General features: G+C 70.4%; 20 protein-coding genes and 1 pseudogene. 9 read left to right on the forward strand and 12 right to left on the reverse strand.

Annotated features, from left to right (window positions below; all coding sequences use genetic code 11):
* Nucleotides 1-80: 80 nt before the first annotated feature.
* The gene (locus EF387_RS04860; RefSeq protein ID WP_128375209.1) at nucleotides 81-584 is read right to left on the reverse strand and encodes a MarR family winged helix-turn-helix transcriptional regulator; all 504 of its coding nucleotides are present in this window, start codon (nucleotides 582-584) and stop codon (nucleotides 81-83) included.
* A gap of 165 nt (nucleotides 585-749) precedes the next feature.
* Here EF387_RS04860 and EF387_RS04865 point away from each other — a divergent pair, with 165 nt between their 5' ends.
* The gene (locus EF387_RS04865) at nucleotides 750-1556 is read left to right on the forward strand and encodes a dioxygenase family protein (RefSeq protein WP_128375210.1); all 807 of its coding nucleotides are present in this window, start codon (nucleotides 750-752) and stop codon (nucleotides 1554-1556) included.
* A gap of 532 nt (nucleotides 1557-2088) precedes the next feature.
* The gene (locus tag EF387_RS04870) at nucleotides 2089-3084 is read left to right on the forward strand and encodes a sigma-70 family RNA polymerase sigma factor (protein WP_128375211.1); all 996 of its coding nucleotides are present in this window, start codon (nucleotides 2089-2091) and stop codon (nucleotides 3082-3084) included.
* A 352-nt stretch (nucleotides 3085-3436) separates the two neighbouring features.
* Here the strand turns inward: EF387_RS04870 and EF387_RS04875 are convergent, their stop codons facing one another.
* Nucleotides 3437-4402, reverse strand: a complete 966-nt coding sequence (locus tag EF387_RS04875) for a helix-turn-helix transcriptional regulator (protein ID WP_128375212.1) — start codon at nucleotides 4400-4402, stop codon at nucleotides 3437-3439.
* Nucleotides 4403-4494: 92 nt separating this feature from the next.
* Between EF387_RS04875 and EF387_RS04880 the strand changes: the two genes are divergently transcribed.
* From EF387_RS04880 to EF387_RS04900, 5 genes are all read left to right on the forward strand, one after another.
* A complete protein-coding gene (locus tag EF387_RS04880) occupies nucleotides 4495-6105 on the forward strand; it encodes an MFS transporter (RefSeq protein ID WP_128375213.1) in 1611 nt (536 codons plus the stop codon).
* Nucleotides 6106-6463: 358 nt separating this feature from the next.
* Complete coding sequence (locus EF387_RS04885; protein WP_128375214.1) at nucleotides 6464-7225, forward strand: DeoR/GlpR family DNA-binding transcription regulator; 762 nt, start codon at nucleotides 6464-6466, stop codon at nucleotides 7223-7225.
* Nucleotides 7222-8169 (forward strand): 1-phosphofructokinase, encoded by a 948-nt coding sequence (pfkB, locus tag EF387_RS04890; protein ID WP_128375215.1) that lies wholly within the window; start codon nucleotides 7222-7224, stop codon nucleotides 8167-8169. The genes EF387_RS04885 and pfkB overlap by 4 nt, the downstream gene beginning before the upstream one ends.
* A 232-nt stretch (nucleotides 8170-8401) precedes the next feature.
* Nucleotides 8402-10537, forward strand: a complete 2136-nt coding sequence (locus EF387_RS04895; RefSeq protein WP_128375216.1) for a PTS fructose transporter subunit IIABC — start codon at nucleotides 8402-8404, stop codon at nucleotides 10535-10537.
* 127 nt (nucleotides 10538-10664) lie between these two features.
* Nucleotides 10665-10934, forward strand: a complete 270-nt coding sequence (locus EF387_RS04900) for a hypothetical protein (protein WP_128375217.1) — start codon at nucleotides 10665-10667, stop codon at nucleotides 10932-10934.
* Nucleotides 10935-11027: 93 nt separating this feature from the next.
* Here EF387_RS04900 and EF387_RS04905 read toward each other — a convergent pair whose 3' ends face one another.
* The 3 genes and pseudogenes from EF387_RS04905 to EF387_RS04915 all read right to left on the reverse strand — a co-directional run bounded on the left by EF387_RS04905 (nucleotide 11028) and on the right by EF387_RS04915 (nucleotide 13705).
* On the reverse strand, nucleotides 11028-11774 hold the full coding sequence (locus EF387_RS04905; protein WP_128375218.1) for a DUF6227 family protein: 747 nt from the start codon (nucleotides 11772-11774) through the stop codon (nucleotides 11028-11030).
* A 389-nt stretch (nucleotides 11775-12163) separates the two neighbouring features.
* A pseudogene (locus EF387_RS04910) lies at nucleotides 12164-12634 on the reverse strand (L,D-transpeptidase); the annotation flags it as partial.
* A 45-nt stretch (nucleotides 12635-12679) separates the two neighbouring features.
* On the reverse strand, nucleotides 12680-13705 hold the full coding sequence (locus tag EF387_RS04915; protein WP_128375219.1) for a P1 family peptidase: 1026 nt from the start codon (nucleotides 13703-13705) through the stop codon (nucleotides 12680-12682).
* A gap of 97 nt (nucleotides 13706-13802) precedes the next feature.
* On the opposite strand from EF387_RS04915, the gene EF387_RS04920 reads away from it, so the two are divergent.
* On the forward strand, nucleotides 13803-14012 hold the full coding sequence (locus tag EF387_RS04920; RefSeq protein WP_128375220.1) for a hypothetical protein: 210 nt from the start codon (nucleotides 13803-13805) through the stop codon (nucleotides 14010-14012).
* A gap of 40 nt (nucleotides 14013-14052) precedes the next feature.
* On the opposite strand, the gene mscL is transcribed toward EF387_RS04920, so the two are convergent.
* The 6 genes from mscL to EF387_RS04950 all read right to left on the reverse strand — a co-directional run bounded on the left by mscL (nucleotide 14053) and on the right by EF387_RS04950 (nucleotide 20345).
* On the reverse strand, nucleotides 14053-14535 hold the full coding sequence (mscL, locus tag EF387_RS04925) for a large conductance mechanosensitive channel protein MscL (RefSeq protein WP_420802525.1): 483 nt from the start codon (nucleotides 14533-14535) through the stop codon (nucleotides 14053-14055).
* A 249-nt stretch (nucleotides 14536-14784) separates the two neighbouring features.
* A complete protein-coding gene (locus EF387_RS04930; protein WP_128375260.1) occupies nucleotides 14785-15375 on the reverse strand; it encodes a hypothetical protein in 591 nt (196 codons plus the stop codon).
* A 319-nt stretch (nucleotides 15376-15694) separates the two neighbouring features.
* Complete coding sequence (locus EF387_RS04935) at nucleotides 15695-16540, reverse strand: S-methyl-5'-thioadenosine phosphorylase (RefSeq protein WP_128375222.1); 846 nt, start codon at nucleotides 16538-16540, stop codon at nucleotides 15695-15697.
* A gap of 169 nt (nucleotides 16541-16709) precedes the next feature.
* Nucleotides 16710-17045 carry an FmdB family zinc ribbon protein gene (locus EF387_RS04940; RefSeq protein WP_128375223.1) on the reverse strand — a complete coding sequence of 112 codons (336 nt, stop codon included), beginning with the start codon at nucleotides 17043-17045 and terminating at the stop codon, nucleotides 16710-16712.
* A gap of 55 nt (nucleotides 17046-17100) precedes the next feature.
* On the reverse strand, nucleotides 17101-18408 hold the full coding sequence (locus EF387_RS04945) for an MFS transporter (protein WP_128375224.1): 1308 nt from the start codon (nucleotides 18406-18408) through the stop codon (nucleotides 17101-17103).
* A gap of 413 nt (nucleotides 18409-18821) precedes the next feature.
* Complete coding sequence (locus EF387_RS04950; protein WP_238431340.1) at nucleotides 18822-20345, reverse strand: potassium/proton antiporter; 1524 nt, start codon at nucleotides 20343-20345, stop codon at nucleotides 18822-18824.
* 903 nt (nucleotides 20346-21248) lie between these two features.
* Here EF387_RS04950 and EF387_RS04955 point away from each other — a divergent pair.
* The gene (locus EF387_RS04955; RefSeq protein WP_128375226.1) at nucleotides 21249-24002 is read left to right on the forward strand and encodes a penicillin acylase family protein; all 2754 of its coding nucleotides are present in this window, start codon (nucleotides 21249-21251) and stop codon (nucleotides 24000-24002) included.
* Nucleotides 24003-24108: 106 nt separating this feature from the next.
* Here EF387_RS04955 and EF387_RS04960 read toward each other — a convergent pair whose 3' ends face one another.
* Complete coding sequence (locus EF387_RS04960; RefSeq protein WP_128375227.1) at nucleotides 24109-24765, reverse strand: 5-formyltetrahydrofolate cyclo-ligase; 657 nt, start codon at nucleotides 24763-24765, stop codon at nucleotides 24109-24111.
* Nucleotides 24766-24774 lie beyond the last annotated feature (9 nt).

Genomic DNA, 24774 nt, shown 5'->3' on the forward strand with positions numbered 1-24774 from the left:
GGGCCCGCGTCGCCGACGTAGGACCGCGTCACCGATGTGGGGGTTGAGCCACCGACGCGTGGCCTGCGTCCTGCCGCGTCCTACCGCAACCAGGGAAGGTCCGCCCCCGCCTCCTTCGGCTGCAGTCCCTCGGCGATGATCTCCATGATCTCGCCGAGGGACTTCTGCTGTTCGGGGGTGAGACGGTCGAACAAGGCCTGGCGGACGGCCGTGACATGGCCGGGGGCGGTGCGTCGCAGTACCTCGTACCCGGCGTCGGTGAGCACCGCGAACTGGCCCCGCTTGTCCGAGGGGCACTCCTCGCGCCGTACCCAGCCGTTCTTCTCCAGCCGCGCGATCGCGTGCGACAGACGCGAGCGGGTGATCTTCGACTCCATCGCCAGCTCGGTCATCCGCAGCCGCCGCTGTGGCGCGGCGGCCAGCTTCACGAGCAGCCCGTAATAGATGTGCGGCATCCCCGCGTCACGCTGGAGCTGGCGATCCAGATGGTCGTCGAGGAGGGTGGTGGCATGCAGATACGCCTGCCAGGTGCGCTGTTCTTCGTCGTTGAGCCAGCGCGGCTCGTCAGCGGATGCCCTGTTCATGTATCCCACTGTACGAGGCCTCTCCTTGAATCTTAAACAAATGAGGCGTATGGTTGCACGTGTCGGGAAGGTTGAGACTTCAATCATCACTCTCGACCCCGGACGTGTAACCAGTCGCAGCGCCTGAGCAACACCGAGCACCCGTTCCCGGAGGGAGCCGCAGTCATGTCCGCCGCCACGCAGGAGCGCACCGAGAAGTCGTCGGAGCGCATGCCGGCCATCTACCTCAGCCATGGCGCCCCGCCGCTGGCAGACGACCCTGTCTGGCCCGGCGAGCTGGCCGCATGGTCGGCCGGCCTGCCCCGCCCCAAGGCGATCCTCATGGTCTCGGCGCACTGGGAAGAGGCACCGCTGGCCCTCGGAGCGACCGAGCAGGTCCCGCTCGTCTACGACTTCTGGGGCTTTCCCGAGCACTACTACCGCGTGCGCTACGACGCGCCGGGCGCACCGGAACTCGCGGAGTCCGTACGCAAGCTGCTGCGCGCCCCCGGCACGCCGGTGCAGGACATCCCCGACCGCGGCCTGGACCACGGTGCGTATGTCCCGCTGGTCGAGATGTACCCCGACGCGGACATCCCGGTCCTGCAGGTCTCCATGCCGACGCTGGACCCGGTCCGGCTGATGGAGATCGGCCGCAAGCTGGCCCCGCTCCGCGACGAGGGGATACTGATCGTCGGGTCCGGCTTCTTCACCCACAACCTGGCGGCGCTGCGGCAGGGCGGCATCCCGTCCTGGTCGGTCGAGTTCGACGACTGGGGCCACCGCGCGCTCGCCGCCCGTGACTGGGACGCGCTGCTGGACTTCACCAACAAGTCCCCGGCCGGTCTGCTGGCCCACCCGCGCACCGAACACTTCGCCCCCCTCTTCGTCACGATGGGTGCGGCCGACGCGACCGGTGAACTGGACGGCCAGCGCTCGGTGATCGACGGCTTCTGGATGGGCCTCGCCAAGCGCTCGGTGCAGTTCGGGTAGCGGGCGTTCGGCGCGAGCGTCCGGATGGCCGCCGGCGGCCCGTGGCGGGGCTCGGATGCCCGGGCTCCGGATGGCCGCCACCCCGTGGCGGGCGCTCGGGTAGCGGGCGCTTGGTGGTGGGTGAGTTCCGCCCAGTCTGAGAATCGTCTGTGAGTTAGCCCGCTATACGCGCCCCCGGCAACTTTCCGGGGGCGCGTTTCGTCTTCAGGGTGGAAGGAGCGGCCAAGAGGGACGCCTTCCGGCCGGAAGACGGCGGTGTGTGTGATGGGAGTCTCACAGGCGTGGGAACCGCGGCGGTCGAGACCATTGCCGACCCGCCTCGGAATCCGGTCTGACCTGCGGAGGCATGCACACGGTCCGCGACTGGTCGCGCGTAGTGGCCGCACAGGGTACTGCATGATCAGAAAATTCGGGGGGCGGGTTGGGAATTCTGTCCTGATTCCAGTCGTTGTTTCCATCGGAAGCAGGGCACCCGAGGAAGGTGCTGAGCCCCAGAAAGTCCCGCTGACCCCACCATCGCAAGGGAGCACGCATGGCAACCCGTGCCGTCGCCCGTCGCAAGTCCGCCGCCGGCGACACCGACGTGGCAAGCAGTGTTCGCGCCTCAGCCGGCGAGATCGCCGACCGCGACCTGGTCGGCATGTACCTCGACGAGATCGCGCGTACACCGCTGCTCGACGCCGCCAAAGAGGTCGAGCTGTCCCAGATCATCGAGGCGGGAGTGTTCGCCAGGCAGATCCTCGACGGTGAGGAGGAGTCCAGGGCGGAAGCGACCCGCGAGGAACTGGAGGCGCTCGTCGCCGATGCCGAGCGGGCGAAGGACATCTTCATCCGGTCCAATCTGCGCCTCGTCGTGGCCGTGGCCCGACGCTACCCGCGCAGCGGTCTCCCGCTGCTCGACCTGATCCAGGAGGGCAACGCCGGCCTGGTGCGCGCGGTCGAGAAGTTCGACTACCGCAAGGGCTTCAAGTTCTCGACGTACGCGACGTGGTGGATCCGCCAGGCCATCACCCGGTCGATCGCCGACCAGTCGCGCACCATCCGTCTCCCCGTCCACCTGGTCGAGGAACTGGGCCGCGTCCGCCGTATCCAGCGCGAGTTCAACCGGGAGCACGGCCGGGACCCGGAGCCCGCCGAGATCGCCGCCGAGCTGGGTTCGACGGCGGAGCGCGTCAGCGACGTGCTGGACTGGGCCCGCGACCCGGTGTCACTGAACATGTCGGTGGACGACGAGGGCGAGACCCAGTTCGGCGACCTGCTGGAGGACACCTCCGCGGTCTCGCCCGAGCAGTCGGTCCTCACCCTGCTGCGCAGCGAGGAACTCGACGGTCTCATCGGCCGCCTGGACCAGCGTACCGCGTCGATCATCAAGATGCGGTACGGCATCGAGGACGGCCGGGAGCGCACGCTCACCGAGGTCGGCAAGGAGCACGGCCTCACCCGCGAGCGCATCCGCCAGATAGAGAAGCACGCACTGCTCGAGCTGAAGAAGCTGGCCCGAGACACCGGATTCGACGCGGCGGCGTGACGGCCCGGCCGCGCAGGCGGAGTGACCTGTCCGCGCGGCGGCGTCATCGCCGTCCGACGAATCCAGAATCGACCGGCATAACATCCCGGACCCGGGGCACAAGCCCCCTGGGCCCTGGAATCCATGGGCACCGGGCGTGTCTGACACACGCCCCCCCCGGGCCCCCGAAGCTGAGTCCCGACGCACTCCCCCCCCGGCGCCGGGACTCTCCCCAGAGCCGAGCTCCGGCGCACTCCCCCCTCGCGCCGGGGCTCGGCTCGACACGTTCCAGAGGTATGGACAAGTGCAACCGCCGGGAGGCGGCCGCACCTGTCACTGCCTGTCCCGTCAGTGAGGCGGTCGCCCCTTCACCTCAGGAGACGGCTGCCCGAGTCATCCGTGCGCCCAACTTCCTTACGCACTCGACGAGTTCCACGGGCTTCCGCACTGTGAAGTCGCAGTCGACCAGTGCCAGCCGTACGGCCAGCCACTCCACCTGATCGCCGGTGGACCCCCGCAGTCGGCAGGTGTGCTCGTCGATCGGTTCGGGCCTTGCCACCCAGTGGGGGAGCCGGGCGGCCACGTACTCGGCCGGAGCCGAGTAGGTCACCTCGAAGTCGTACGTCTCCTGCCGCCGCCGGAGCGACTGCTTCAGAAACTCGGCCGCGCTGCCCGTGGGCAGTTCGCGCGGGCTGAAGCGGGCCCCGGTCGCGAATGGCTCACTGACCCGGTCCACACGGAAGGTCCGCCAGTCGGCGCGGTCGAGATCGTAGGCGACGAGGTACCAGCGGCGACCGGTCGACACCAGCCGGTACGGTTCGGTCAGCCGCCGCGACTCGGTCCCGTCGCCGGAGCGGTAGGCGAACCGCAGCCGCTCGTGTCCCGCCACCGTCGACGCCATCACGGTCAGCGTCTCAGGGGCGATGCTCGCTCCGTCACCGCTGGTGAGCGGAGTGGTCGCGGACTGCAGCGTGGAGACCCGGTGTCGCAGCCGGGACGGCAGCACCTGCTCCAGCTTGGCGAGGGCACGTACGGAGGCCTCGTCCACACCCGCCACGGCGTGTCCGGCGCCGGCCCGCAGTCCCACGGCGATCGCCACGGCCTCCTCGTCGTCCAGCACCAGCGGGGGCATCGCCTTCCCGGCGACGAGGCGGTACCCGCCGTCGGCACCCTTGGTCGCCTGCACCGGGTACCCCAGCTCCCGCAGCCGGTCGACGTCCCGCCGCACGGTCCGCCGCGAGACGCCGAGCCGATCGGCCAGCTCACCGCCGGGCCACTCGCGGGGCGTCTGCAACAGGGAGAGCAACTGAAGCAGTCGTGCCGGCGTATCAGTGGTCATTCCAGCCTCCCCGTTCCCGCTTCTTCTTCATGCCTCCAGAATGCCCGCCAACTAGGACATGAACTGACCTATATCGGCTCTAGCTTGAGGTCATGACTTCCAGCAGCAGCACAGTCCCGTCCCCGCGGCCGGAGGCCGACCGAACAACCCCGTCCCCCGGGCCGGAGGCCGACTCCAAGCGGTGGTTCGCGCTGGCCATCGTGATGACCGCGGCCTTCATGGATCTTGTCGACGTCACCATCGTCAATATCGCGATCCCGTCGATCCGGCGGAACGAGGGCGCGTCCTTCAGCCAGGTCCAGTGGATCACCGCCGGTTACGCCCTCGCCTTCGCCGCCGGCCTCATCACCGGCGGACGGCTCGGTGACATCCACGGCCGCAAGCGGGTCTTCCTCATCGGGATCGGCGGTTTCACCCTCGCCTCCGCGCTCTGCGGACTCGCCGTGAACGCCGAGATGCTGGTCGCCGCGCGCATCCTGCAGGGCGCGATGGCCGCGCTGATGGTGCCGCAGGTGCTGTCGATCGTGCACGCCACCTTCCCCGCGCACGAGCGCGGCAAGGTCTTCGGCCTCTTCGGCGCGATCGTGGGACTGGGCGCCGTGTCCGGTCCGCTCCTGGGGGCGCTGCTCACCGAGTGGAACCTGTTCGGCCTCGAATGGCGGCCCATCTTCCTCATCAACCTGCCGGTCGGTATCGCCGGGCTGATCCTGGGCAGCCGTTTCATCGCCGAGTCCAAGGCCCCGCGCGCCCTCCGGCTCGACCTCGTCGGCGTCGCCCTGGTCACCCTCGGACTGCTGATGCTGATCTACCCGCTCACCCGCGGCCGCGAGCTGGGCTGGCCGACGTGGGGGTACGTGTCCATGGCCGGCTCGCTGGTCGTGTTCGCGGCACTGGTGGCGTACGAGAAGCGGAAGGCCGTGCGTGACGGTTCGCCGCTCATCGAGCTGTCCCTGTTCAGGGTGAAGAGTTTCGCGGCGGGCATCGCCGTGCAGACCGTCTTCGGAGTCTCACTCGGCATCTTCTTCCTGGTCTGGACGCTGTACATGCAGGAAGGGCTCGGCTGGAGCGCGCTGCGGGCCGGGCTGACCGGGGTGCCGTTCTCGGTGGCGGTGTCGGTAGCGGCGGGTCTGTCGGTGCAGTTGCTGGTCCCGCGCTTCGGACGCGGGGTGCTGCAGGCGGGAGCGCTGGTGATGGCGTCCGGCGTGCTGATCTACGTCTGGGAGTCCGAGCGGTACGGGCTCGCCATCGCCTCGTGGCAGATGGCGCTCCCACTGGTCGTGATGGGCGTGGGCATGGGACTGATCGTGGCCCCGCTGACGGACGCGGTGCTGTCGGAGGTGCCGCGCGAACACGCGGGATCGGCGTCCGGCCTGATCAACACGGTGCAGCAGATGGGCAACGCACTCGGGCTCGGGCTGGTGTCGGTGGTCTTCTTCGGGGTCATCGACGAGCGCCTGACGCCGATCACGGTCGGACCGGCCTTCGTGAACGGCTTCCAGCACGCGCTCTACTGGGTCGCCGGGGTACTGACGGCGATCTTCCTGCTGATGTTCGCCCTGCCACGGCGGCCGGCCCAGCACGTGGAGGGGGCCGACCCGGTGGACGGGGCCGCCGCGGAGGCCGAGCCGGGAGAGCCGGCCGAGCCGGTGGAGGGCGTCGCCGCCGCGGAGGGCACGGTTCGGGCGGGGGAACTGGTCTCCTGACCACAGGGGCCCGACCGGCCCCGCGCTCGGCGCCGGTCGGGCTGCGCTCGGCGCCGCCCCGCCCGCGACTTGCGGCGCTTGCCCGCCCCGCCCGCGCTTGCGGCGCTTGCCCGCCCCGCCCGCGCTTGCGGCGCTTGCAGCCGCCACCGCTTCCCATCCACTGCCCGGCGCTTCGCGGCGAGTTCGCGATCCGCCGGGCAGTTCCGTACGTGCGGGCGGCGGACATCCCCGCACCAAGCATTCGTCACGCACGCCCGTTTGCGTCCGCCTGATGCCCGAACCTGTTTACTTTCCCGACATTCGGACGTAGCCTCTCGTGGGAAACCACACGTTCGGGCATAGGGTGGAGGCGGACGGATTGTACGCACCGGAGAGGCAGCAGGAGATCCTCCGGCTCGCGCGCGACGGCGGTCGCGTGGACGTGCTGTCTCTGGCCGAGGAGTTCCAGGTCACGGCCGAGACCATCCGCCGCGATCTGAAGGCGCTGGACCGCGCCGGGTTGGTCCGCCGGGTGCACGGCGGCGCCATCCCCGCCGGCCGCCTCGACTTCGAGCCCGACCTCGCCGAGCGCGAGACCACCGCGGCCGACCAGAAGGAACGCATCGCCCGCGCCGCCGTGGCCGAACTGCCACCCGACGGCACGATGATCCTCGACGCCGGCACCACCACGGCCCGTCTCGCGGCGATGCTCCCGCTGGAGTCCCAGCTCACCGTGGTCACCCACAGTCTGCCCATCGCGGCCCGCCTCGCCGACCACCCCGGCATCCAGCTCCACCTCGTCGGAGGCCGCGTACGCCCCCGCACCCGCGCCGCCGTGGATGCCTGGGCGCTCCGGGCGTACGCGGAGATCCGCGCCGATCTCGTCTTCATCGCCGCCAACGGTTTCTCCGCCGAGCACGGACTGACCACGCCCGACCTCGCCGAGGCGGCCGTGAAGCGCGCGGCCGTCGCCGCGGCCCGCCGCGTCGTCCTGCTCGCCGACTCCGCCAAGCACGGTCAGGAACACTTCGCGCGGTTCGGCGCCCTCAGCGACGTGGACCTGCTGATCACCGACAGCGGGCTGAGCCCCGACGACGCCACCGCCATGGAGCGCGGCGGCACGGAAGTAGTGCGCGCATGATCCTCACGGTCACCCCGAACCCCTCCCTGGACCGCACGTACGAGGTCCCCTCGCTGGACCGCGGCGAGCTCATCCGGGCCACCGGCGAACGTATGGACCCGGGCGGCAAGGGCGTCAACGTCTCGCGTGCGGTCGCCGCGGCCGGGCAGCGCACGCTGGCCGTGCTGCCGTTGGGCGGTGCGCCGGGCGCGCTCGTCGCGGATCTGCTCGACGCCCAGGGCATCGAGGTCGCGCCCGTCCCGATCGCCGGGGCGACCCGTTCGAACATCGCGGTCGCGGAGCCCGACGGCACCCTCACGAAGATCAATGCTCCGGGACCGGAACTCTCGCCGACCGAGGCCGAGTTGCTGCTGGAGACGGTGCGCGGCCAGTCCGGGGCGGCGTCCTGGATCGCCTGCTGCGGCAGTCTGCCGCGCGGGCTCGACCCCTCCTGGTACGCGAAGCTGGTCGCCCGGGCCCACTCCGCCGGGGCCCGGATAGCGCTGGACACCTCGGGCCCGGCCCTGCTTGCCGCGCTCCGCGAACGCCCCGACGTGGTCAAGCCCAACGCCGAGGAGCTGGCCGAGGCGGTCGGCCGGCCGCTCGCCACGGTCGGCGACGCGGTCAAAGCCGCGGAGGAACTGCGCGCGTTGGGCGCGGACGCCGTCCTCGCCAGCCTCGGTGCGGACGGCCAACTGCTGGTGAACGGCTCCGGCGCCTGGTACGGGTCCGCCCGCGTGGACGCGGTCCGCAGCAACGTCGGGGCCGGCGACTCCTCGTTGGCGGGCTTCCTGATCGCCGACGGCCACGGCCCACAGGCCCTCGCCTCCGCGGTGGCCCACGGCGCGGCGGCCGTCCGGCTCCCGGGCAGCGTGATGCCGACCCCGGCGGACCTGGACCCAGCCACGGTGACGGTGACCTCGACGATTCCGACGGACCGCGTCCTGACGGAGCCGGTGCCATGAGCACGGTGACCGCCCCGCGCACGGCTCGTACCACCACCCCCTTTGCCCCGGGTGCGCGCTCTCCCCTATCGCGCATCCGGACAGCCGGTGTGGGGACCTACCTCCCCACGCCGGCGACCCCCACCCCCCTCACCACGGGCCGTGGATTCCCCGCCGCGGTTCGGCGAACTGAACCCGTCCCCCCTTGCGCCCACCCGATCCCCAGGGCGATACGCGTGCGAAGGAGCCCGCGATGAGTGAGATGATCACCGCGGACCTGGTCGATCTCGACCTGTCCGCCGACACCAAAGAGGCCGCGGCGCGTGCCCTCGCCGAACGGATGGTGGGGCTGGGCCGGGTGACCGACCTGGACGGCTTCCTGGCCGACGTCGCCGCCCGGGAGGCCCAGATGCCGACCGGTCTGGACGGCGGCATCGGGATCCCGCACTGCCGCAGCGCCCATGTCACCGAGCCCACGCTGGCCTTCGGGCGCAGCGCGGCCGGGATCGACTTCGGTGCGGCGGACGGCCCGGCCGACCTGATCTTCCTCATCGCCGCCCCGGCCGGCGCGGACGACGCCCATCTCACGATCCTGTCGGCGCTGGCACGCAAGCTCATGGACGACGAGTTCACGGGTGCGCTGCGCGCGGCGACCGACGCCGGACAGACGGCCGCCCTCATCCGCGGCGACGCAGCACTGAGCGCGGAGTCGAACAGCGGGGAGTCGAAGAGCGCCGGACCGAAGGGCGCCGACGCGGTCCCGCCGTCCGAGGGGAGCGTGGCCACGGCCGACCCGGAGACCGCGGAGGACGCGGACACCTCGGCCGACACGGTGACCACCACGGACGCCCCGGCGAGCGGCGCGCAGTCCTCGAGCACCTCGAACGCCCCGGTCCCCGAGAAGTTCCGGATCGTCGCGGTCACCTCCTGCCCGACCGGCATCGCCCACACCTACATGGCCGCGGAGTCCCTCGAGAACGCGGGCCGCGAGGCCGGGGTCGAACTCGTCGTCGAGACGCAGGGCTCCGCCGGATTCACCCGGCTCGACCCGGCCCTCATCGCCGCCGCGGACGGGGTGATCTTCGCGCACGACGTCCCCGTACGCGAGAAGGAACGATTCGCCGGAAAGCCCACGGTCGACGTCGGTGTGAAGGCCGGGATCAACCGCCCCGGCGAGCTCATCGCAGAGGTCCGCGGCAAGGCGGAGCGCGGCGAGGTCACCGCTCCCGCGGGCGCGGGCACGCCGGTGGAGCGCGCGGGCGAGGCCGGCGACGGATACGGCACCAGGCTGCGCAAGTGGCTGATGTCCGGCGTCAGTTACATGGTCCCGTTCGTCGCGGCGGGCGGTCTGCTGATCGCCCTGGGCTTCGCCATCGGCGGCTACACCATCAACAAGGCCCCTTCGGTGGCCGAGCACTTCGTGTGGACGCAAGCGGACAGCTGGGCCGCGCTGCTCTTCCAGATCGGCGGCGTCGCCTTCGGCTTCCTGGTCCCCGTCCTGGCCGGTTACATCGCCTACGGCATGGCCGACCGGCCCGGCCTGGTCCCTGGTTTCGTCGGCGGCATGATCGCCACCACCATCAACGCGGGCTTCCTGGGCGGTCTCGCGGCCGGTCTGATCGCCGGTGGTGTGGTGATGGCGATCCAGAAGGTGAAGGTCCCGGCGCCGCTGCGCGGCATCATGCCGGTGGTGGTGATCCCGCTGATCTCCTCCGCGGTGGTCGGATTCCTGATGTTCCTGGTCGTCGGCGAGCCCATCGCGGAACTGCAGAGCGCCCTGACCGACTGGCTGAAGGGCCTGTCCGGCGCCAACGCGGTCATCCTGGGCGTCATTCTCGGCCTGATGATGTGCTTCGACCTCGGCGGACCGGTCAACAAGGTCGCCTACGCCTTCGCCGTCGGCGGTCTCACCAACCCCACCGAGGGCAGCCTGAAGGTCATGGCCGCGGTGATGGCGGCGGGCATGGTCCCGCCGCTGGCGATGGCCCTGGCCACCACCGTGCGCGGCAAGCTCTTCACCAAGACCGAACGGGAGAACGGCAAGGCGGCCTGGGTACTGGGCTTCTCCTTCATCTCCGAGGGCGCGATCCCGTTCGCCGCGGCCGACCCGCTGCGTGTCATCCCCGCGTCGATGGTGGGAGGCGCGGTCACCGGCGCACTGTCGATGGTCTTCGACTGCACCCTGCGTGCCCCGCACGGCGGCATCTTCGTGGTCCCGCTGATCGGCAACCCCTTCCTCTACCTGGTGGCGATCGCGGCGGGCGTGCTCGTCTCGACGGGCCTGGTGGTGGTCCTGAAGGGCATGCGCAAGCAGACTCCGGAAGCCGCGTCGGCGGATGCGGCCGGGCCCACGGTGACCGCACAGCGCAAGGAGCCGGTGGCCGCCTGAGACCGGCTATCCGAGCGGTGGAGATGTGAGAATCGCCCCATTGCTTCGGATGTGAACCGTTCACCACAGCTGCGAGATGCGTCACGGTCCGGGGCCGAAGTCCCGGACCGTGGTGTCTACTGGGGGCATGTCCGATCACGTCTCGTTCCTTCAGATGACCGGCGTGGCCGCACTGACCGCGGCCGGTCTCGTCTGGGGTTCCGTTCTGCTGCGTGTCGTCCGGCGCAGGATTCACCGCACCGGCCAGTACCGGCACGACCGTTACGCGACCGGGCCCCGGCCCCTGCGCGCGCTGCCCCGCCAGGCCGGCCCGCCCCCGGAGGCGGTACAGCTGACCGCCGCCGAACGGGCCGCCTTCGCCGGACTCGTCCGGCAGTTCAGCGAGGGACGCTCCTAGAGCCCCTCTGGCACTCCCTGTTGGGCACTCCCGTTGGGCATTCGCGCCGGGCAGTCCCCTCGTGCACGTCAGCTCCCGAAGCGGGTCAGCGCATCAGCGGAGCGTCGCCGCCCTGCGCTCCATCGCCGCCCGGGCCGCGTTCTCCGTCTGATACACCTCGCACATGTGGCGCCCGTCGGGCGTCGCCGTGTGCTCGACCTCCCACAGGCTCAGCTCCTCCCCGTCGAGCAGCAGGAACGCATGCTCGTACAGCGAGTAGCCCAGCCCGATCCGCCCGGCCCGGCACGGCCTTCCGAACGCCTGCGTGATCTGATGCGCGAACGCCGTCCGCAGCAGTGCCGCGATCTCCGGTCCGGGAGCGTCAGGATTCTCCGCCCGGCGCAACAGCCGGCGTCCGTGGTCCGCCGAGTCGTCCGGTGAGTACTCCGGACCAGGCTCGGGGATCGGCGACAGGTGGACCAGCGCCGGCAGTTCGAAGTCCGGGGCATCCGGCGGCAGCGGCAGCCGCGCGGTGGCTGCCCGCAACTCCGTCTCGTCCGCGTAGACCTCGTGCTGCGGGTACGAGCCTGGTGCGGTGTTGTGCACCAGCTCCCACAACGTCAGCGCCGCGCCGTCCGCGAGCAGCCAGCTGTGCCGGTACGTCTCGCGGTGCAGGCCCGCGCTGTGGTGGGCGGAGTGCAGTGAACTGTCGTGCGCCAGCGCGCAGTCGAGCCGGCGTATCGTCTCCTCGGGCAGCTCGAAGGAGTTCATGGCGCGTCCGAGCAGTCGCGCGAGTTCCTCCTCCGGAGACTCGGGCGACTCGGACGGCTCGTACGCTGCGGTCTCGTACGGAACGCTCAAGGCATCTCCTGGCGTCGCTGCATGTCACCTCATGGGTGCACACCGTAGTCCCTCGGCGGGACATCATGTCCGGGAACCGAGAAAACGTACGCCCGGAAAACGGACGGGCCGCCCGGTAAGTTCCCGCGCGGGCTGGTCCAGTTGTTCCTTCGGTCCGTCAGAACCACGGTGTCAGAGGCCTGTTGCCCGCGATTCCCTCCCGCACTCCCTCCCCTCGGCCTTCACGGTGCACTGTCCCTTCTAGAGTTCACAGTGCACAACCCCTTCTCAAGTTCACAGCGCACAGCCGGTCGAGGCCATCACAGCGCACGCGCGCCCGCGGCCCGTCGAAGGGGCCGTGGTGCGCTGCCCGCCCGTGGTGATCACGGCGAACTGCCCGTTCTCGGGTGTCAGAGCGCGCTGCCCGCCTTCCACTCGCTCCACGACAGGTTCCACCCGTTGAGCCCGTTGTCCGGGGCGACCGTGGAGTTCTTCACGATCACGACGTCTCCGATCAGTGAGTTGTCGTAGAACCACTTCGCGGGCGTGGCCCCCTGCGCTCCCTGTACATCCGCGAGTCCCACACAGCCGTGGCTGGTGCCCGCCCGGCGGAACGGCGGATTGCCGCGGTTGTACCAGTAGTTGCCGTGGATGAACGTTCCCGACCGGGTCAGCCGCATCGCGTGCGGCACGTCCGGAATGTTGTAGTCCCCGCCGAAACCGACCGTCGAACCGTCCATCCGCGTCTGCGTGAACTTCGCCGAGATCACCATCTGCCCGTTGTACGTGGGGTTCTGAGGGCTGCCCGCCGAGATCGGGATCGTCTTGACCGTCCTGCCGTCGCGCACCACCGTCATCGTCTGCGTGCCGACGTCGACCGTTCAGCCCTCTTTCTTCAGCCTTCTTCCTTCGGGCTGCTGACTACGTCAGCTCCCGTAGAGCTCCTCGTACGACGGCCAGTTGCCGCCCGGGCCGGCCACCGGCTCGGCCGCGCGTATCGCCCGGACGATCGCCCTCGTCACCAGGTCCGCCCCGGCCGCCAGCACCTCGTTGAGGGCGACCGGTCCCTCCGACGGGAGCGGGCGTGCTCCCGTGGCGAGGGCGAACACCGTGTCCCCGTCGTTGAGCAGATGCACCGGCCGCACGGCACGCGCTATGCCGTCGTGCGCCGTCCCCGCGAGCTTCTGCGCCTGGGAACGGGACAGTTCGGCGTCCGTGGCCACCACCGCGAGCGTGGTGTTCAGCGACGGCGGCGTGTTCTTCTCCGCCGCCTCGGCGAAGCGCCGCTGAGCCGCCGAGTGGACCTCGGCCGCGGGATACGCCGGGCGTCCCCGGAACAACTCCCCGTACAGCACCCCCGTCTCCGGATCCACCACCGCTCCCACCGCGTTGGCCACCGCCAGCGCCGCCACGGTTATCCCCGAGCCGAGGACCGTGCTCGCCGTTCCTATCCCACCCTTGAAGCCGCCCGACACCGCTCCCGTACCCGCCCCCACACAGCCCTCCGCCACCGGTGCGCCCGGTGCGCTCGCGTCGGCCGCCGCCACCGCCGCTCGCCCGGTGGCCGCGTCCGGCCGGGCCCCGAAGTCGCCACCCCGCCCGAGGTCGAAGACACAGGCAGCCGGCACGACCGGAACGACGTGCCTCGGCTCGGGTCCCACCCGCACCCCGCGTCCCCGCTCCTCCAGCCAGGCCATCACGCCCGAGGCGGAGTCCAGCCCGTAGGCGCTGCCGCCGGTCAGCACCACGGCGTCTATCCGCTGCACCACATTGCGCGGGTCCAGGGCGTCGGTCTCCTTGGTGCCGGGTCCGCCGCCGCGCACGTCCACCGCGGCGGTCATCCCGCCCTCCGGAGCCAGCACGACCGTGGTCCCGGTGAGCCACCCGTCCCCTCTGCGCGTCGCATGTCCCACGCGCAGCCCGGCAACGTCCGTCAGTGCGTCAACTGTCATGCATCCCAGTGTGGGCGGTGCCGTGCGGCGGGAGTCACGGGGCCCCGGAAACCAGGCGTCCGGCCGTTCCCGGAGCGGCCGCACGTACTCTGGAGCCATGAGCACCGCCCCCGAGCCACGCGAGCCGAAGACTGCGCCGAGTGAGGCACCGGCCGCGCCGAAGAGCGCGCTGATCTTCGACGATCCGCTGGACCAGCAGTCCCCGGACGACACCGACCGGGGATGGGGCGAGCGTCCCGGCTCCGGGAGCGACTCCGCCGCTGATCTCAAGCGCTTCCTCGACGAGAAGCCGCCCCACCACCTCTGAACCCGTCGCAGTCCTGAGGGCAGTACTCGCCGCAGGACCCCTAGAGGTCCCGGCGGTCCGGACCGCGCTGTGCCGCGAGCAGGTCGCGGATCTCCTTGAGGACCTCCAACTCGGTCACCTCGATGACCTCCCGGGTCCCTTCCTTCTCCTTCTGGCGGGCCGCCTGCCGGGCCAGGTACTTGGACATCGGCAGGACCATCAGGAAGTACACGATGGACGCGGTGATCACGAACGTCAGCGTGGCGCTGAGGACCGTGCCCCACATGATCGGGATGCCCTTCGTGGCAGTGCCGGTCGTCGCGTCGAACTTGCACGGCCCCTGCAGACACGAGCTGTACCTGTCGAGGTCCTTCGTGCCGAACGCCCCGACCACGGGGTTGATCACGCCCTTCACCAAGGAGTTGACGATGTTGGTGAAGGCGGCGCCGATGACCACTGCGACCGCCAGATCGACGACGTTCCCGCGCATCAGGAAGGCCTTGAAGCCCTGCCAGATGTTCGGCTCCTTCTTCTCGCTCACCAAGAGGCCCTTCTACGGCTGCACCAGCTGTGGCACGGACAGCTCCGCAACCTACGACAGCGGGATCCGGGCCCGTACGGCCGGGGCACCTGATCCGAAGGCTCGACGCCAACTCGTCACGTGAAGCGCGTGAAGCACGTGAAGCACGTGAAGCACATGAAGCGCATGAGGCCGATGAGGCCGATGAGACATGTGTGGCATGTGAGTGTGTGTCACATGCGTGTGCCGGTCCGCGCCCGCCCGCGCGATGCCTCAGCACAGCGTCACCGCCAGCCGTGCGGTCACGCCGGCCCCGGCCAGCCGGGCCGCTGTCTCGCGCGGCACGGACAGCACGACGAGCGTTCCGCCGGAGGCAGGGGTGTGCCCGGCCCCGAAACGGTCTCCCGAGTCGGATTCGAAGTCGAACCCGTTGCCGGAGCTCGGCACGGGACCGGCGTCGGACGGGACGTGAGGCACCTTCGTCACTCGGGCACCGGAAGCCACCACCCGTGCGGTGCCGCTCTCTTCCGCCGCGATGACGTCGACCTGGTCGCCGGGACGGAGCAGCCGCACGGTGGCTCCGTCGGCGATGCGGACGGGTGCGGCCACCAACCGGACCGCCCCGCGCCCGCGTGCCGGATCGGCCACGGGATGGCCGCGTGCCCGTTCCGTGTCGCCGGCGCCCGACGCCAGGAGTGCCGCCGCGGTCACCGCCAGCCCGGCGGCCACGGCCCGCTTCCGGTGACGTACCAGGCGACGCAGTTGCCGCCCGCCGCCCCGTACCCGAACGGGATCGAAGTGCGGAACCTCGCAGGTGGGAGGGGCCTCCTCGCGTGGTGAGCGCGGTAGGGGAAGCGGTGGCAGTGACTGCGGGGGAGAGGGGAGCGGAGAGGCGGTAGGTAAAGGAGTGGGTGGTGAGGGGAGAGGTGATGGCTGGACCGGCTTGGAGCTTGCCCAGGTCGGCGTGCGAGGGGGAGTGGAAGGCGAATGCGGGGCCGAGGAAGCCTCGGGAGGAAGAGAGGCCAGCGGGGATGACGAGAGAGGGCGAGGAAGGACCACCGTGTACCACCACCTGCGTCGGGAGATCGGCTTGCGATCCCACGATGGGGCTTCGCCGCGGATCCCGCTGAGGCCCGTGGACAGCCCGCGAGTTGTGGACAACTTCCTCACCCGAACGAGAACTTCAGGGCAATACGAAGCCCGGATCCATCCCGCCCAGTGCCGTCGTGCACAAGCAGTCGCGCTTCTCGTTCGCAGGGAGACCGGCAACCGCGTCGAACAGGACGCCCCGCATGCGGTCCACGTTCGCCGCGAAGACCGTGAGGACCTCCTCGTGCGAGACCCCCTCACCGGTCTCCGCCCCGGCGTCCAGGTCGGTGACCAGCGTCAACGACGTGTAGCAGAGCTCCAGTTCACGGGCGAGCGCCGCCTCGGGATGTCCGGTCATGCCCACCACCGACCAGCCCTGCGCCTGGTGCCACAGCGATTCGGCTCGCGTGGAGAAACGCGGCCCCTCGATCACGACGAGGGTCCCGCCGTCCACGGGTTCCCAGTCACGGCCGCGCGCCGCCTCCAGCGCGGCCTGGCGTCCGACGGGGCAGTACGGGTCGGCCAGCGACACGTGCACGACGTTGGGCACCGAGCCGTCCGGAAGGGGCAGTCCGTCGAAGTATGTCTGCGTCCGGGCTTTCGTACGGTCCACGATCTGGTCCGGAACCAGCAGCGTGCCGGGCCCGTACTCGGGGCGCAGTCCGCCGACCGCGCAGGGCCCGAGCACCTGCCGTACCCCGACCGAGCGCAGCGCCCAGAGATTGGCGCGGTAGTTGATGCGATGCGGCGGCAGGTGGTGCTTACGGCCGTGCCGGGGGAGGAAGGCCACCCGCCGTCCGGCGAGTTCGCCGAGGAAGAGGGAGTCGCTGGGTGCCCCGTACGGGGTGTCCACCTGTATCTCGGTCACATCGTCGAGAAAGGAGTAGAAGCCCGAGCCGCCGATGACACCGATCTCGGCCGTGGTCGCTGTGTTCGCCATGCCGCGCACATTAGCCGCCCCGGGCCGGCACCTCAGCTGCCCCGGGCACGGCACCTCAGTCGCTCTGCTCTGCCCCGGCACCTCTGCCGCTCTGCCCCGCCCCGGCATCTCAGCCGCCCGGGCACGCCGAAGACCCCGCCGTCCTGGGACGGCGGGGTCCGGGAGGATGTCAGGCGGCGGAGCTGGACGTGCTGCTCGAACCGGACGACTTCGAGTCCGATGAGGACGACGAGGACGTCGACGAAGACGAGCTCTTGGAGTCCGAGGAGGACGACGACGAGGAGTCCGACGACTTCGACGTGGACTTCGGCGCGCTGCCGGACGACGCCCCGCGGCTGTCGTTGCGGTAGAAACCGGAGCCCTTGAAAACGATGCCGACCGCGGAGAACACCTTCTTCAGGCGGCCACCGCAGCTGGGGCACTCGGTCAGCGCGTCGTCGGTGAACTTCTGCACCGCCTCGAGGCCCTCGCCGCACTCGGTGCACTGGTACTGGTAGGTCGGCACTTGTCTTCCTCCTGGCACTCTCACTCGTTGAGTGCTAACGACGGTCTATAGTGACCTATTCCGCTGGATCAGTCCACTGGGACCGGCGTGCGGTGACCGACACCACGTGCCGCCGACCGGCACCGCGTGCCACCGTCCGACTCGTCGACCGGGGGACGAGTCGGGATCGCAGAGCCACCACGATCGCGAGCGCGAGCGTCGTCCCCGCGAGCGGCACCAGGAATCCGGCGCCTTCCCAGAGGCGGTCCTCCAACTGGCCGGCGGCGGTGACGGCCGCGGCCTGCCCGAGCGCCACCGCGCCGGTCAGCCAGGTGAACGCCTCCGTACGGGCGCCGTCCGGTACCAGGCCCTCCACCAGCGTGTAGCCGGTGATCAGCGCGGGTGCGACGCAGACACCCACAAGGAGGCCGAGTCCGGCGAGCGCGAGCACGGAGTGTGCGGCCCACAGCCCGGAGGCGGTCACCGCGAGGGCCGCGTAGCCGATCACCAGGCGCCGCCGCGGGGCGGTCTTCCAGGCGATCGCACCGCAGACGGCGCCGGAGAGCATGTTGCCCGCGGCGAAGACCCCGTAGAGCACGCCGTTCAGGCCGGGGGAGCCGATCGTTTCCGTGAAGGCGGCGAGCGAGACCTGCATGCCGCCGAAGACGGAGCCGATGCCCAGGAAAGCCACCACGAGAACACGCACCCCGGGGACCCGCAGTGCCGAAACGCGCTCCACGCGCGCGTGCCCGCCCACGACGACCACGGCGGGCTGGGTGCTCCGCTGTGCCGCGAACAGCAAACCGCCCACCAGGGTGAGCCCGGCTTCGGCCAGCAGTCCGGCGGCCGGGTCCACGGTCGTGCACAGCGCCGTCGCCACCAGCGGGCCGAGGACGAAGGTCAGCTCGTCCGTGACGGACTCGAAGGCAGCGGCCGTGGTCATCAGGGGCGAGCCCTGGAGCGCCACACCCCAGCGCGCCCGCACCATGGGGCCGATCTGCGGCACCGAGGCGCCGGTGGGCACGGCCGCCGCGAAAAGCGCCCACAAGGGGGCGTCCATGAGGGCGAGCGCTGTCAGGGAGAGACCGGCGAGGGTGTGCAGGATCACCCCGGGCAGCAGCACGGCACGCTGTCCGTACCGGTCGGCGAGCCGGCCCCCGTAGGGCGCGAAAAGCGCCAGGGAGACGCCGGTCACGGCCGCGACCGCGCCGGCGGCCCCGTAGGAACCGGTGGTGTGCCGCACCAGCAGCACGATGGAGACGGTCAGCATCGCGAACGGCTGGCGCGCGGCGAAGCCGGGGAGCAGAAACGTCCAGGCGCCACGGGTGCGCAGCAGTTGCCCGTAACCCGGGCGGGACGACTCGAGGGTGACCGTGGATGCCACGGCCGTGCCTTTCTGCCGCCTGGTAGCGCGGGCCCTCCGAGGGGGCGGGCGCGCCGAGAGCTGTCCTCTTGCGCGGACTGCGGTAGATACCGGGCGGAACAGCCACGGCCGCCGTGCGGTCGCGCCAGCTCTGCGTCAGGCAGAGTTGGTTCGTTCAGGGTGCGCGGTAATCCTACAGACGCCCTTCTGCCACTCAGCCGGCTACCCGGTCTGCCTGGGCTCCTCCGCCGCCCGGCCGGCCTCGCACCGGGCCGACGCCCCCGAAACGGCTTCAGTCAGCGTCTGTCCCTGCACCTCTGCCGCTCGGCCGGCATGACAGCCGGCCGACGCCCCGGAAGGGAACCGCTTCAGGGTCTGTCCCTGCACCTCCGCGCCCGGCCGGCCTCACAGCCGGCCGACGCCCCGAAACGGCTTCACCGCCTGCCCCTGCCCCCATTGCCGCCGTTCCCGTTGCCCGTGCCCAGCCAGCCGGCGAGCTTGCCGCCCTGGCCCACGGCCCGCAGGCGCCGCTCGGCGGCGTCGCGTACGGGGTCGGTGGTCACCACGAGCAACTCGTCCCCGCGTCGCAGCACCGTGGTGGGCAGCGGGACGAACGATTTGCCGTCGCGGACGACCAGGGTCACCGCGGCCCCGGCCGGCAGCCGCAGCTCGTTGATCTCGACGCCGTGCATCTTCGATCCCTCCGGGATCGCCACCGACAGCAGATGGCCGCGCAGCCGCTCCAGGGGCGCCGCCTCGATGCCGAGGTCGGCGGCCTCGTCGGCATCGGTCAGGCGCAGTTTGCGTGCCAACCAGGGCAGCGTCGGTCCCTGGACCAAGGTGTAGACGACCACCAGCACGAAGACCATGTTGAAGATCGACCGGCTGTCCTCGACGTCGTTCACCATCGGGATGGTTGCCAGGATGATGGGCACCGCGCCGCGCAGTCCGGCCCAGGACAGCAGTGCCTTCTCGCGCCAGGGGAAGCGGAACGGCAGCAGGCCGACGATCACGGAGACGGGCCGCGCCACCATGGTCAGCACCAGGCCGATGACGAGCGCGGGCACGAAGTCGTTGCCCAGTTCGTGCGGGGTGACCAGCAGACCGAGCAGCACGAACATGCCGATCTGCGCGATCCAGCCGAGCCCCTCGGCGAAGCCGCGCGTGGCGGGCCAGTGGGGCAGCCGGGAGTTGCCGAGCACCATCGACGCCAGGTACACCGCGAGGAAGCCGCTGCCGTGCGCGAGCGCACCGGCCGCGTACGCGGTGACCGCGATCGCCATCACGGCGATCGGGTACAGGCCGGAGGCGGGCAGCGCCACGTGCCGCAGCGCGTACGCGCCGAGCCAGCCCACCGCAATGCCGATCGCGGCGCCGATCGCCAGCTCAAGGGCTATCTTCCCGAGCAGCGCGTACCAGTGCTCCACCGGGCCGGCCGTGGAGAACGCGACCACCAGGATGACCACGGGAGCGTCGTTGAAGCCCGACTCGGCCTCGAGGACGCCCGTCAGCCGCGCGGGCAGGGGCACCTTGCGCAGCACCGAGAAGACCGCTGCCGCGTCGGTCGAGGAGACGACCGCGCCGATGATGAGCGACTGCCGCCAGTCCAGTCCGATCAGGTAGTGCGCGCCGGACGCCGTGATGCCGACGCTGACCGCGACACCGACCAGGGCCAGCGAGCTGGCGGCCCCCAGGGCGGGTTTGATCTCCTTCCACTTCGTGCCCAGACCGCCCTCGGCGAGGATCACGACGAGGGCGGCGTAGCCGATGACCTGGGTCAGCTCGGCATTGTCGAACTGGATGCCGGCGATGCCGTCCTGCCCCATGGCGATGCCGATGCCGAGGTAGACGAGCAGGCTGGGGAGCCCGCTGCGCGACGAGATCCGGACCGCTGCCACGGCGATGAGCAGGACGAGCGAGCAGACGAGCAGAAGCTGGTTCAGGTGGTGGACGGTCAGCGGCCTTCCTTCCCCTTGCGTGTGATCCCTGTCGTGGTGCGTGCGGCTCCGGAGCCGCTTGCGCGGCCCTGGAGCCAGTGTGGGCGGGCCCGGACCCTTCTGCCCGGAGCCAGTGTGGGCAGGCCCGGACCCTTGTGCCCGGAGCCAGGGCCCATGCCGGGGCCATGGCTCTTGCCGGGGCCATGCCTCTCGCCGGGGCCACGAGGACAGTGGTCCTGCCTGGTCATGGCACCAGTCCGGGGCCTGGTTCCTGCCCTGCCCTGGCTCCCGTGCGGGCCTGGCCCAGCGGGACTCCGGCCCCGCGCGGGTTCCGGATCTTCTTCGTTGTATGTGTGGTCGGTCGTGTGTGCGATTCCGGGCCCCTGTGTGATCGGGCCGGCGTGTGGGTCAGCCCCGCGTGCGCGCACGCCGGTACGAAGCCGGTCGGCGCTGCGGATTCCCTGAGTGGGGCTCCGTTGGCCTGTGGCTGCGTGGGCCGGTCGGTCCGTGGGTGGCCGTGGGTTCCCGAGTGGGGTCGGGGCCCGTGCCGGTCAGTGACCCGGGCCTCCGAGTGGGGTCGGGGCCCGTGTCGGTCATGACCCAGGCCTCCGAGTGGGGGCCTGTGGCCGGTGCCGGGACGGTGGTCCCGGGCTCGTGTGCGGGACGCCGGTGCCTTCGTGGGCCGGTGTCACCGCGTAGCGATCTCCGGATTGCCGAGTGACGCGCGTGGCAACCCAAGTACTTCGTTACCTTACCTAACTCTTGACGCTTTCTTGACACTCGGGGGCGATCTCGAACGCGCGTCTTATTCGTTACACGACACCGCGTCAAGTGCCCGGGGCGCCTGCGCCTATGGTTGCTCCAGCGCTCCGACAACCGCACAGCCCGCCCTGCCGCCGCTCGCGAAGGACAGCAAGGACAGCGATGCCCGCCAACACCCCCACTACCTCGTCCGGTCAGGAATCCGGCAAGTCCGGCAGGAAGAAGGGGCGCAGAGCCCGTCTCATCGTGATTGTCCTGGTATTGGCCATCCTTGGAGGCGTCGGTTTCGGCGCGTACTGGAGCATCAGCACCGTGCGCGCCTCGTTCCCGCAGACCAAGGGCTCGGTGAAACTGGACGGTCTGACGGGCCCGGTCGACGTCAAACGTGACGGATACGGCATCCCGCAGATCTACGCCTCGTCCGACGAGGACCTCTTCATGGCCCAGGGCTACGTCCAGGCGCAGGACCGGTTCTGGGAGATGGACGTGCGCCGCCACATGACCTCCGGCCGGCTCTCCGAGATGTTCGGCGAGAGCCAGGTGAAGAACGACGAGTTCCTGCGCACGCTCGGCTGGGAACGGGTTGCCAAGAAGGAGTACGACACCAAGCTCTCGCCCGAGACGAAGAAGTACCTCCAGGCGTACGCCAAGGGAGTCAACGCGTACCTGAAGGGCAAGAACGCCGAGGACATCTCCCTTGAGTACGCCGCCCTGGGCTTCAGCAACGACTACAGGCCCGCGCAGTGGACCCCGGTCGACTCGGTGGCCTGGCTCAAGGCGATGGCCTGGGACCTGCGCGGCAACATGCAGGACGAGGTCGACCGGGCCCTGATGACCAGCCGCCTCGGCCCCCAGCAGATCAAGGACCTGTACCCGGCGTACCCGTACGACCGGAACAAGACGATCGTCCAGGAAGGCGAGTACGACAGCGCCACCGAGACGTGGGAGCAGAACTCCGGCTCCGGCACGTCCACGCAGGGAACCCAGAGCGCCGCGGGGACCATCGCGGGCTCCCCGGGCATCCAGAGCCAGCTCGCGGGCCTCTACGAGGTCCTGGACGACGTTCCCGCGGCCGTCGGGGTGAACGGCAACGGCATCGGCTCGAACTCCTGGGTGGTCTCCGGCGACCACACGATCACCGGCAAGCCGCTGCTCGCCAACGACCCGCACCTGGCGCCCACGTTGCCCTCGGTCTGGTATCAGATGGGCCTGCACTGCCGCGACGTCGGCGCCAAGTGCCAGTACGACGTCAGCGGGTACACCTTCGCCGGTATGCCCGGCGTGATAATCGGCCACAACCAGAACATCGCCTGGGGCATGACCAACTCCGGCGTGGACGTCACCGACCTGTACCTGCAGAAGCTCACCGGGGACGGCTACCAGTACGACGGCAAGGTGGTGCCCTTCACCACCCGCGAGGAAACGATCAAGGTCGCGGGCGGCACCTCCAAGACGATCGTCGTACGGGAGACCAAGGCCGGGCCGCTGCTGTCCGACCGTGACGACGAGCTGGTCCAGGTCGGCAAGAAGGCCAACGTGGACGCCGCGGCGCCCGACCGCGGCGACGGCTACGGCATCGCGCTGCGCTGGACGGCGCTGGACCCGGGCACCTCGATGGACGCCGTCTTCGCGATGGACAAGGCCGCCGGCTGGTCCGACTTCCGCAAGGCGGCCGCCCTGTTCGACGTGCCCTCGCAGAACCTGATCTACGCCGACACCGAGGGCCACATCGGCTACCAGCTGCCGGGGAAGATCCCCACGCGCGCCCAGGGCCAGAACGGCTCGCTCCCGGTGCCCGGCTGGGACTCGAAGTACAAGTGGACCGGCTACCTCAAGCAGTCCGAGCTGCCGTACGAGTACGACCCGGAGCGCGGCTACATCGTGACCGCCAACCAGGCCGTCGTCGACAAGGACAAGTACCCCTACACGCTCACCACGGACTGGGGCTACGGCACCCGCAGCCAGCGGATCATCGACCTGATCGACGCGAAGACCAAGAACGGCGGCAAGATCTCCACCGACGACATGCGGCAGATGCAGCTAGACAACAGCAGTGAGGTCGCCAAGCTGCTGGTGCCCCTGCTGCTCAAGATCGACGTCGGGGACAAGTACGTCCGCGAGGGCCAGAAGCTGCTCGAGGGCTGGGACTACACCCAGGACGCGGACTCCGCGGCGGCGGCCTACTTCAACGCGGTCTGGCGCAACATCCTCAAGCTCGCCTTCGGCAACAAGCTCCCCAAGGAGCTGCGGGTCGAGGGCCAGTGCCTCTACGTGGAGCCCACCGACCAGACCGGTCCCGTCGACGAGGACCGCAAGGTGCGCGAGTGCGGCCAGCGCGACGCCGACTCCGCGCAGCCGGACGGCGGCGACCGCTGGTTCGAGGTGGTCCGCGACCTCCTCGACAAGGAGAAGAGCGACTGGTGGACCGCGCCCGGACCGCGCAACGAGGACCCGGTCACCAACCGGGACGGTCTCTTCAAGCGGGCCATGACCGACGCTCGGTGGGAGCTGACCGCCAAGCTCGGCAAGGACATGGACACCTGGAGCTGGGGCCGGCTGCACAGGCTCTACCTGAAGAACCAGACCCTGGGCACGGAGGGGCCGAGCTTCCTGCGGTACATGCTCAACCGGGGCCCCTACAACCTGGGCGGCGGAGAAGCGGCGGTCGACGCCACCGGCTGGAACGCGGCGGGCGGCTACCAGGTCGTCTGGGTGCCGTCGATGCGGATGGTGGTCAACCTCGAGGACCTCGACAAGTCGAAGTGGATCAACCTGACCGGTGCCTCCGGGCACGCCTACAGCTCCCACTACACCGACCAGACCCAGAAGTGGGTCGACGGTGAACTGCTGCCGTGGGCGTACTCGGCGAAGGCGGTCGACGCGGCCACGGAGGACACCCTGTCGCTGCAGCCCTGATCCGACTCCTCGGGGCCCGCGAAAGGTCCTTGAAACGGTGAAACGGCCCTCCACGCGCGCGAGGAGGGCCGTTTTCCGTGCAGCCGATCAGGAAGGCCGCGGCCGGTCAGGAGACCGTGCGGAAGCGCCGTACCCCCGAGGGTGTCACCACCGCGTCCACCGGCCGGTCGTGCGGCTCCTCGGGGACGCGTCGCACGACCTCCTCGTCGTACAGGAGAACCACCAGTGCCGGAGTGGCACCGGACCGCTCCAGCCGTTGCAGGACCCGGTCGTAGGAGCCCCCGCCCCGCCCGAGGCGCATACCGCGCTCGTCGACGGCGAGGCCGGGAAGCAGGACGGCGTCCGCGCCGAGGACGGCATCGGGGCCCAGCCGCTCGCCCGCGGGCTCCAGGAGGGCCATGCGGCCGCCGTGTCGGACGCGCTCAAGTGAGCACTCGCCCTCGTACACCCCCCAGTCCAGGTCGTTGTCAACCATGAGCAGGGGCAACAGGACGCGCACACCCCGCGCGCGGAGCGAATCGAGGAGCGCGCGGGTGCCTGGTTCACTCCCCACGGAGACGTACGCCGCCACGGTGTGCGCCCCGGCCAGCTCGTTCAGCCCGAGGGCGGCCCGTGCCAGGGCCGCGGTCGCTTCCTGCAGGTCATCGGCCGTCAACCTGTTTCTCACCGCGAGGATTTCCCGCCGCAACAATCGCTTGTCAGGCTCCGCCTCGCGCCCTGTGTATGTCACAGCTTGGTCCCGAACTCGTCTTAATGTGCTCATATGAGAGCG

The organism is Streptomyces cavernae (genome assembly GCF_004023625.1).
In the GTDB taxonomy this organism is placed as follows: Bacteria; Actinomycetota; Actinomycetes; order Streptomycetales; family Streptomycetaceae; genus Streptomyces; species Streptomyces cavernae.